The sequence below is a fragment of the Aquabacterium sp. genome (assembly GCF_035476535.1).
In the GTDB taxonomy this organism is placed as follows: domain Bacteria; phylum Pseudomonadota; class Gammaproteobacteria; order Burkholderiales; family Burkholderiaceae_C; genus Pseudaquabacterium.
The window spans coordinates 1-9,400 of sequence record NZ_DATILJ010000285.1 but is presented as its reverse complement, the minus strand read 5'-3'; the positions used below and the strand labels follow the sequence as shown (position 1 = coordinate 9,400).

8 protein-coding genes are annotated in these 9,400 nt (G+C 67.4%); 7 read left to right on the top strand and 1 reads right to left on the bottom strand.

Features of this window, described 5'->3' with window-relative positions; genetic code table 11:
- The 5 genes from VLK61_RS27995 to VLK61_RS27975 form a co-directional block, all read left to right on the top strand.
- Positions 1 to 2,067: 2-oxoglutarate dehydrogenase E1 component (locus VLK61_RS27995; protein ID WP_325426250.1), on the top strand; the 2,067-nt coding region annotated here is incomplete at its 5' end.
- Between the two features lie 116 nt (positions 2,068 to 2,183).
- Positions 2,184 to 3,443: a 2-oxoglutarate dehydrogenase complex dihydrolipoyllysine-residue succinyltransferase gene (odhB, locus tag VLK61_RS27990; RefSeq protein ID WP_325426248.1), complete on the top strand. Its 1,260-nt coding sequence runs from the start codon at positions 2,184 to 2,186 to the stop codon at positions 3,441 to 3,443.
- A gap of 10 nt (positions 3,444 to 3,453) precedes the next feature.
- Complete coding sequence (lpdA, locus tag VLK61_RS27985) at positions 3,454 to 4,881, top strand: dihydrolipoyl dehydrogenase (RefSeq protein WP_325426246.1); 1,428 nt, start codon at positions 3,454 to 3,456, stop codon at positions 4,879 to 4,881.
- Positions 4,882 to 4,885: 4 nt separating this feature from the next.
- Positions 4,886 to 5,983, top strand: a complete 1,098-nt coding sequence (zapE, locus tag VLK61_RS27980; protein ID WP_325426244.1) for a cell division protein ZapE — start codon at positions 4,886 to 4,888, stop codon at positions 5,981 to 5,983.
- 29 nt (positions 5,984 to 6,012) lie between these two features.
- Positions 6,013 to 6,603 carry a hypothetical protein gene (locus VLK61_RS27975; RefSeq protein ID WP_325426241.1) on the top strand — a complete coding sequence of 197 codons (591 nt, stop codon included), beginning with the start codon at positions 6,013 to 6,015 and terminating at the stop codon, positions 6,601 to 6,603.
- A gap of 36 nt (positions 6,604 to 6,639) precedes the next feature.
- On the opposite strand, the gene VLK61_RS27970 is transcribed toward VLK61_RS27975, so the two are convergent.
- Complete coding sequence (locus VLK61_RS27970) at positions 6,640 to 7,413, bottom strand: PP2C family protein-serine/threonine phosphatase (RefSeq protein ID WP_325426239.1); 774 nt, start codon at positions 7,411 to 7,413, stop codon at positions 6,640 to 6,642.
- Between the two features lie 27 nt (positions 7,414 to 7,440).
- On the opposite strand from VLK61_RS27970, the gene VLK61_RS27965 reads away from it, so the two are divergent.
- A complete protein-coding gene (locus VLK61_RS27965; RefSeq protein ID WP_325426237.1) occupies positions 7,441 to 7,662 on the top strand; it encodes a YdcH family protein in 222 nt (73 codons plus the stop codon).
- The coding region (locus VLK61_RS27960; protein WP_325426235.1) for an ATP-dependent DNA helicase at positions 7,659 to 9,400 on the top strand (1,742 nt) is incomplete at its 3' end. The genes VLK61_RS27965 and VLK61_RS27960, both read left to right, overlap by 4 nt.

Below are 9,400 nucleotides of genomic sequence, written 5' to 3'. Positions count from 1 at the left end.
CACCGCGGCCGGCTGAACGTGCTGGTGAACACGCTGGGCAAGATGCCCAAGGAGTTGTTCGCCGAGTTCGAACACACTGCGCCCGAGCACTTGCCGGCCGGCGACGTGAAGTACCACCAGGGCTTCTCCAGTGACATCTCGACGCCCGGCGGCGCGGTGCACCTGAGCCTGGCCTTCAATCCGTCGCACCTGGAGATCGTCAACCCGGTGGTCGAAGGTTCGGTCAAGGCCCGCATGGACCGCCGCGGCGACAAGACCGGCGAGCAGGTGCTGCCGGTGCTGGTGCACGGCGACGCCGCTTTCGCCGGCCAGGGCGTGGTGATGGAGACGCTGGCGTTGGCGCAGACGCGCGGCTACTACACCGGCGGCACGGTGCACATCGTCATCAACAACCAGATCGGCTTCACCACCAGCGACCCGCGCGACAGCCGCTCGACGCTGTACTGCTCCGACGTCGTCAAGATGATCGAAGCGCCGGTGCTGCACGTCAACGGCGACGATCCGGAAGCCGTGGTGCTGTGCACGCAGATCGCGCTCGACTACCGGCAGCAGTTCAAGAAGGATGTCGTCGTCGACATCATCTGCTTCCGCAAGCTGGGCCACAACGAGCAGGACACACCCAGCCTGACGCAGCCGCTGATGTACAAGGTGATCAGCAAGCACCCCGGCACCCGCCGCCTGTACGGCGAAAAGCTGGTGGCGCAAGGCGTGCTGCCGGCCGATGGGCCGGACCTGATGTCAAAGAATCTGCGTGCGGCGTTCGACGAGGGCCGTCACACCATGGACCCGGTGCTGACCAACTTCAAGAGCAAGTACGCGGTCGACTGGGCGCCGTTCCTGGGCCGCAAGTGGACCGACGCAGCCGATACCGCGCTGCCGCTGGCCGAGATCAAGCGCCTGGCCGAACGGCTGACGACGATTCCGGCCACCTTCAAGGTGCATCCGCTGGTCGAGAAGGTGATTGCCGACCGTGCCGCGATGGGCCGCGGCGAGTTGAACGTCGACTGGGGCATGGGCGAGCACCTGGCCTTTGCGTCGCTGGTGGCCTCGGGCTACGCGGTGCGCCTGTCCGGCGAGGACTGTGGCCGCGGCACCTTCGTGCACCGTCATTCGGTGCTGCATGACCAGAACCGCGAGAAGTGGGACACTGGCATCTACACGCCGCTGGAGAACGTGGCCGAGAACCAGGCGCCCTTCGTCGTGATCGATTCGATCCTGTCCGAAGAGGCGGTGCTCGGTTTCGAATACGGCTACGCCAGCGCCGAGCCGAATACGCTGACGATCTGGGAAGCCCAGTTCGGCGATTTCGTCAACGGTGCGCAGGTGGTGATCGACCAGTTCATCGCCTCCGGCGAGGTGAAATGGGGCCGTGCCAACGGCATCACGCTGATGCTGCCGCACGGCTACGAAGGCCAGGGGCCGGAGCACAGCTCGGCGCGGCTGGAGCGCTTCATGCAACTGGCGGCTGACAACAACATGCAGATCGTGCAGCCGACCTCGGCCAGCCAGATCTTCCATGTGCTGCGCCGGCAGATGGTGCGCATGTTCCGCAAGCCGCTGGTGATCATGACGCCGAAGTCATTGCTGCGGAACAAGGACGCGACCTCGCCGCTGACCGAATTCACCAAGGGCGAATTCAAGACGGTGATCCCGGAGCAGAACGCCGAAGTCAGTGCCGACAAGGTCAAGCGCATCATCGCCTGCTCGGGCAAGGTGTACTACGACCTGGTGAAGAAGCGTGACGAGAAGAAGGCCGGCGACGTGGCGATCATCCGCGTCGAGCAGCTCTATCCGTTCCCGCACAAGGCCTTTGCCGCTGAAATCAAGCGTTATCCCAACCTCAGCGAAGTGGTGTGGTGCCAGGATGAGCCGCAGAACCAGGGCGCCTGGTTCTTCGTGCAGCACTACATCCACGAGAACATGCAGGAAGGGCAGAAACTGGGGTATGCGGGCCGGCCCGCGTCCGCCTCGCCGGCGGTGGGGTACGCACACCTGCACCAGGAGCAGCAGAAGGCGCTGCTGGACCAGGCCTACGGCAAGCTCAAGGGCTTCGTCCTGACCAAATGAGGATAGGCCGGACGCCTTCGGCGCCGTCCTATCTCGCCGCGTTCGACCGGACACCTGCGGTGCCGGTCAACGCGTCGGCTACGGAGCGCAAGCGCTCCACTCCATAGAGACACAACATGGCAATCGTAGAAGTCAAAGTTCCGCAGCTGTCCGAATCGGTGGCCGAAGCCACCTTGCTGGTGTGGAAGAAGCAGCCCGGTGAAGCGGTGGCGATCGACGAAATCCTGATCGAGATCGAGACCGACAAGGTGGTGCTGGAAGTGCCGGCACCCGCCGGCGGTGTGCTGACCGAGTTGGTCGTGGCCAACGGTGCCACGGTGGTGGCCGAGCAGGTCATTGCCAAGATCGACACGACGGCGACAGCCGGCGCCGTGGCGGCCGCAGCGCCGGTCGCCGCAACGCCGGTGGCAGTCACAGTCCCTGCCGCTGGCACCGGCAAAGGCGACATCGCGATGCCGGCTGCCGCCAAGCTGATGGCCGACAACAGCCTGGCCGCGGGTTCCGTGGCCGGCACCGGCAAGGACGGGCGCGTCACTAAGGGCGACGTGCTCGGCGCCATCTCTGCCGGCGCCGCCGCGAAGCCGGCAGCCGCACCCGTCGCCGCCCCGATGGCCCCGCCGCCAGCGGCCCGCAGCCTGCCCGCGGTGGCCGCACCGGTGGCCCCGAACCTGGGTGAGCGCCCCGAGCAACGCGTGCCGATGTCGCGTCTGCGTGCACGCGTGGCCGAACGCCTGCTGCAATCGCAGTCCACCAACGCCATCCTGACGACCTTCAACGAGGTCAACATGGCCCCGGTGATGGACATGCGCAAGAAGTTCCAGGACAAGTTTGAGAAGGAGCATGGCATCAAGCTCGGCTTCATGAGCTTCTTCGTCAAGGCCGCGGTCGCTGCACTCAAGCGTTATCCGGTGCTCAACGCCAGCGTCGACGGCAACGACATCCTGTACCACGGCTACTTCGACATCGGCATCGCGGTGGGTTCGCCCCGTGGCCTGGTGGTGCCCATCCTGCGCAACGCCGACCAGATGACCTTTGCCGAGATCGAGAAGAAGATCGCCGAGTACGGCCAGAAGGCCAAGGACGGCAAGCTCGGCATCGAAGAGCTGACCGGCGGCACCTTCTCGATCAGCAACGGCGGCACCTTCGGCTCGATGCTGTCGACGCCGATCATCAACCCGCCGCAGTCGGCGATCCTGGGCGTGCATGCCACCAAGGACCGCGCTGTCGTCGAGAACGGCCAGATCGTGATCCGTCCGATCAACTACCTGGCGATGAGCTACGACCACCGCATCATCGACGGCCGCGAAGCCGTGCTAGGGCTGGTGGCGATGAAGGACGCGCTGGAAGATCCGGCACGCCTGCTGTTCGACATCTGAGGACAGCGCAATGAGCAAATCATTCGATGTCGTCGTGATTGGCGGCGGCCCCGGCGGCTATATCGCGGCGATCCGCGCGGCGCAGTTGGGCTTCAACGTCGCCTGCATCGACGAGTGGAAGAACGACAAGGGCGGCCCGGCACCGGGCGGCACCTGCACCAACGTCGGCTGCATCCCGTCGAAGGCGCTGTTGCAGTCGTCCGAGCACTTCGACCATGCCGGCCATCACTTTGCTGATCACGGCATCTCGCTGTCGGACCTGAAGATCGACATCGCGCAGATGACGAAGCGCAAGGACACCGTCGTCAAGCAGAACAACGACGGCATCCTGTACTTGTTCAAGAAGAACAAGGTCACGTTCTTCCATGGCCGCGGCTCGTTCGCGAAAGCGGGCGAGGGAGCCTACGAGATCACGGTGACCGGCGCGGCCGAAGAGTCGCTGGTGGCCAAGCATGTGATCCTGGCCACCGGTTCGAATGCGCGCCAGCTGCCGGGCGCGGCCTTTGACGAAGACCGCCTGCTGTCGAACGACGGTGCGCTGCGCATTCCCAGCGTGCCCAAGACGCTGGGCGTCATCGGCTCGGGCGTGATCGGCCTGGAAATGGGCTCGGTCTGGCGCCGGTTGGGCGCGCAGGTGACGATCCTCGAAGCACTGCCCAGCTTCCTGGGCGCCTGCGACGAGCAGGTCGCCAAGGAAGCGCAGAAGGCCTTCGTCAAACAAGGCCTGAAGTTCGAGTTCGGCGTCAAGATCACCGAGGTCAAGACCACGGCGACTGACGTGACGGTGGCCTACACCAATGCCAAGGGCGAAGCGGTCTCGCTGAACGTCGAGCGCCTGATCGTCTCGATCGGCCGCGTGCCCAACACCATCGGCCTGAACCCGGAGGCCGTGGGCCTGAAGCTCGACGAGCGCGGTGCGATCGTCGTCGACGGCGACTGCAAGACCAATCTGCCGAACGTCTGGGCGGTGGGCGATGTGGTGCGCGGCCCGATGCTGGCGCACAAGGCAGAAGAAGAGGGCGTCGCGGTGGCCGAGCGCATTGCGGGTCAGCACGGCCATGTCAACTTCAACACCGTGCCCTGGGTGATCTACACCTCGCCGGAGATCGCCTGGGTCGGCCAGACCGAGGCGCAGCTCAAGACCGAGGGCCGGGCCTACAAGACCGGCAGCTTCCCGTTCATGGCCAATGGCCGCGCACGGGCGCTGGGCGACACCACCGGCTTCGTCAAGTTCATCGCCGACGCCAAGACCGACGAGATCCTCGGCGTGCACATCGTCGGGCCGTTTGCTTCGGAGCTGATCGCCGAAGCGGTGGTGGCGATGGAGTTCAAGGCCTCTGCCGAAGACATCGCGCGCATCTGCCATGCCCACCCGTCCCTGAGCGAAGCCACCAAGGAAGCTGCACTGGCGGTCGACAAGCGCACCTTGAACTTCTGACAGCGTGGGAGTCCGCCAGCTCTACGAAGCAACGCTCGCCGAGCGCGGCTACCAGGCCGACCCGGCGCAGCTGCGTGCGATCGACGCGCTGGAACGTTGCGAGACCGAGTGGGCGGACTACAAGGCCCGGCGCAGCAATGCGCTGACGAAGATGCTGGTGCGCCCGCCGATCCCGCGTGGCGTGTACATGCATGGCGGTGTCGGCCGGGGAAAAAGCTTTCTGATGGATTGCTTCTTCCAGGCCGTGCCGCTGACCCGCAAGACGCGGCTGCACTTCCATGAGTTCATGCGCGAGGTGCACCGTGAACTGCAGGAACTGAAGGGTCAGCAGAACCCGCTGGACGAACTGGGCAAGCGCATCGCGCGACGCTTCCGGCTGATCTGCTTCGACGAGTTCCACGTCGCCGATGTGACCGACGCGATGATCCTGCACCGTCTGCTCGATGCGATGTTCGCCAACCGCGTGTCGATCGTTACCACGTCGAACTTTCGTCCCGACGAGCTGTATCCCAACGGGCTGCACCGCGACCGCATCCTGCCGGCGATCGAACTGCTGAAGGCGAAGCTGCAAGTGATCAGCGTCGACAACGGCACCGACTATCGGCGCCGAACGATGGAACATGTGCAGCTCTTCCACACACCGCTGGGACCGGCCGCCGACGCCGCGTTGGCGCAGGCCTTCAACGAGCTGGCCGAAGCGCGCGACGAAGACCCGCTGCTGCACATCGAGCACCGCGAGCTGCGCTCCTTGCGCCGCGCCGGCGGCGTGGTGTGGTTCGACTTCCGCACGCTCTGCGGCGGGCCGCGCTCGCAGAACGACTACCTCGAGATCGCGCAGCAATTCCACACCGTGCTGCTGTCCAACGTGCCGCAGATGCCGCCGCGCCTGGCCAGTGAAGCACGCCGTTTCACGCTGCTGGTGGATGTGCTCTACGATCGGCGCGTGAAGCTGATCCTGTCCGCCGCGGTGCCGGCCGAGCAGCTGTACACCGAAGGGCCGCTGGCGCATGAGTTCCCGCGCACGGTGTCGCGGCTGCAGGAAATGCAGTCGGCCGACTACTTGGCCCTGGACCGCCGCCAAGTCGATACCCGCATCACCTGATGATGACTTTGTCGCGCTCTTTGCTTGTGATGACGGTGTTGTGGGCGGTCTGGCCGCACGGGTCGGCCGTGGCCGCGGAAGACCGTGCCCAGCAGCGCGCGCGCATCGCCGGCGAGCGCCGCGAGGCCAACAAGCGCTTCGAAGAGGCCCGTCGGGCCTGCGAGCAGCGCTTTGCGGTGACGACCTGCCTTGATGATGCCCGCAGCGAACGCCGCCGCGTGCTGGACCGGCTGGCGGCCGAACAGGCGGTGCTGGACGATGCGCAGCGGCGCCAGCGGGCCGCCGAGCGCCTGCGTGGCATCGAGGACAAGACCCGACAGGCGGACGAGCGCTCGGCCGCGCCGCCGCCGGCCAAGAAATTGCAGCGCGTGCCACCAGCGCGCCAGACCACACCACCGCTACCACCGGTGCAGTCGGAGCCGCGTCCCACCGCCACGCCGGAGCAGGCCGAGCGCCGGCGTGCGGAGCAGGCGCAACGGGTGCAGGAAGCGCAAGCCCATCGGGAGGCGGTGGAAAAGCGCAACGCGGCGCGTGATGCACAAAAGCCACCGGCCGCACCCCTGCCGGTGCCCCAGGCCGCGTCGCTGCCATTGCCGGCGGCCCCCGGCGGCAAGCGCTGAGAGCCGGCGTGCCGCCGCGGAGGCGGCAGTGGCCGCTCAGCTGATGGCTTCGACGCGCACCATGGCCAGCGACAGGTTGTCGCCGCCGCCGCGCGCCCGCTGGCGTGCCTTGGTCACCAGCATTTCGCTGGCCTCCCGCGGCGGCAGGCCATGCACGATGGCGCCCAGCTCGCGCGGGGTGAAGTAGTGCCACAGCCCGTCGCTGCAGGCCATCAGCGTGTCGCCGGGTTCCACAGCATCGATGTGGCTGATGGTCAGCGGCGGGTCGGCCTGTGTGCCCAGGCAGCCCGTCAGCAGGTTGGCCTGCGGATGCGCGTTGGCCTGCTCTTCATTGAGCTTGCCCTCTTCGATCAGCCGCTGCACGTAAGAGTGGTCGGTGGTGCGGCTGACCATGTCAGCCCCGCGGAAATGGTAGACGCGCGAATCGCCGGCATGTGCCACCGAACAATCGCGTGACGGGCTCAGCAGGAACGCGGCAATCGTGCTGTGCGGCTCTTCTTCGGCGGTGATCGCGGTGAGCTTGATCATCAGGTGCGATTCCATCACCAGCTGCCGCAGCGTTTCGGCCGGGTCGTCTTTGGCCGGCAGGTAGCGCTCGAACAGCTGGCGCGCCGTCAGCACCACCTGGTCGGAGGCCTTGCGCCCGCCGCTCTTGCCGCCCATGCCATCGGCCAGCACTGCGAGCACGCAGCCGGGTACCCGCGCGTGGCTCAGAATCTCGACCTGGTCTTGCTGGTACGCACGGTCTCCCCGGTGCAAGGCTGTCGCGGCGACGAGCCGGTGGGGCAGTACAGGGGCGGCGGCGATCATGGCCCGAGACTATAAACTCAAGCCACCATGCCGCCGGACCAGCCCGTTGACGACAACCTGCATTCGCCCCCGCGGCGAATGATCGAATTGCGCATCGAGCATGCGGACCTGGACAACCTGATCGATCGCGCGGCCGAACAGTCGCCAATCGACGAGCTGGCGATGCGCCGCCTGAAGAAGCGGCGGCTGCTGCTGCGCGACCAGATCGCGCGCCTGGAAGCCGAACTCGACCCCCCCGAGCCCGCATGACTGGCCGCCAGCAGACGGCAGCGCGGCCGGTGGATTCGCCGCTGGCAGACGCCACGCGCGAAGCGCTGGGGCGCGGCGGTGCGCTGTCACAGGCCGATCCGGGCTTCGTCGAGCGCGAGATGCAGCAGCAGCTGGCCGATGCGATGGCGCGTGCCATCGACGAGCGCGCTGCGCTGGTCGCCGAAGCCGGCACCGGCGTCGGCAAGACCTTCGCCTACCTGGTGCCGCTGCTGTTGTCGCAGCGGCGCGCGCTGGTCAGCACCGCCACCAAGAGCCTGCAGGACCAGCTCTTCCTGCGCGACCTGCCGCGCCTGCGTGATGCCCTGCGCGTGCCGGCGCGCATCGCACTACTGAAAGGGCGCTCCAGCTACCTGTGCCTGCACCGCCTGCAGCAGGCGCGTGAAACGGCCACCTTGCCGGACCGCTTTGCGGTGCGGGCACTGGCCCGCATCGAGACCTGGGCCACCGGTACCAGCACCGGCGACCTGGCTGAAATCGATGGCCTCGATGAACGCTCGCCGGTGATCCCACTGGTCACCTCCACGCGCGACAACTGCCTGGGCACGGAGTGCCCGGAGTACCGCGACTGCCATGTCGTCAAGGCTCGGCGGGAGGCGATGGCGGCGGACCTGGTGGTCGTCAACCACCACCTGTTCTTTGCCGACCTGTCGCTGCGCGACAGCGGCGTCGCCGAATTGCTGCCGACGGTGGATGCGGCGGTGTTCGACGAAGCGCATCAACTGGTCGAGACCGGTCTGCAGTTCCTGGGTACGACGCTGGCCACCGGCCAGGTGATCGACCTGGCGCGTGATGTGGTGGCCGCCGGGCTGGCCCATGCGCGGGGTCTGGCGGCCTGGCAGGAGTTGGCCGGCGCACTGGACCGCGCCGCCCGCGACCTGCGGCTGGCCTGCGCCGGGCCTTTGCGTGAGCTGCGCGGCATCATCAAGCTGCGCTGGGACGAGCGCGCTGCGCTGCCGGCGTTCAGCCTGGCGCTGGAGGGCTTGGCCTCGGCCGCGCAGGCCACCGTCGCCGCGCTGCTGCAGGTCGAAGCCGCGGCGCCCGACTTCACGCGGCTGATCGAGCGGGCGCGGGCGCTGTCGGTGCTGGCTGCGAGCTTCGTGCGCGAAGCCGAACCGGCGCGCGTGCGCTGGATCGACCTCGGGCCGCGCGATGCCCGGCTGATTGAATCCCCACTGCACATCCGCGACCTGTTTGTCGAGCAACGCGCCGCGGCGCCGCGGGCCTGGATCTTCACCTCGGCCACGCTGGGCACCGACGACGAGCTGGCCTGGTTCTGCGAAGCGGCCGCGATGGAGGACGCCCGCAAGCTGCGCGTCGGCAGCCCGTTCGACTACGCCGCCCACGCCCGCACCTGGGTGCCGCCGCGCTTCCCCAAACCCAACGAGGCCGGCCACCCGGCTGCGGTGGGGGCCTTGGCGGCGCGTCTGGCCGGCCGCTTGGGTGGCCGCACCTTCGTGCTGACGACCACGCTGCGCGTGCTGCCGGTGATTGCCGAGGCGCTGACAGCCGCCAGCGCCGAGGCCGGCGACGGCCTGCACGTGCTGGTGCAGGGCAGCCACCCGAAGCGCACGCTGCTGCAACGCTTCCTGGACACGCCGCGCAGCGTGCTGGTCGGCTCGCAGAGTTTCTGGGAGGGCATCGATGTGCCTGGCGACGCACTGCAGTGCGTGATCATCGACAAGCTGCCCTTCCCGCCGCCGAACGACCCGCTGGTGCA

Excerpts from the sequence above, each read along its gene's own strand:
- odhB (WP_325426248.1), top strand. The coding sequence starts at position 2,184 with ATGGCAATCGTAGAAGTCAAAGTTCCGCAGCTGTCCGAATCGGTGGCC.
- lpdA (WP_325426246.1), top strand. The coding sequence starts at position 3,454 with ATGAGCAAATCATTCGATGTCGTCGTGATTGGCGGCGGCCCCGGCGGC.
- VLK61_RS27975 (WP_325426241.1), top strand. The coding sequence starts at position 6,013 with ATGACGGTGTTGTGGGCGGTCTGGCCGCACGGGTCGGCCGTGGCCGCG.
- VLK61_RS27970 (WP_325426239.1), bottom strand. The coding sequence starts at position 7,413 with ATGATCGCCGCCGCCCCTGTACTGCCCCACCGGCTCGTCGCCGCGACA.
- VLK61_RS27965 (WP_325426237.1), top strand. The coding sequence starts at position 7,441 with ATGCCGCCGGACCAGCCCGTTGACGACAACCTGCATTCGCCCCCGCGG.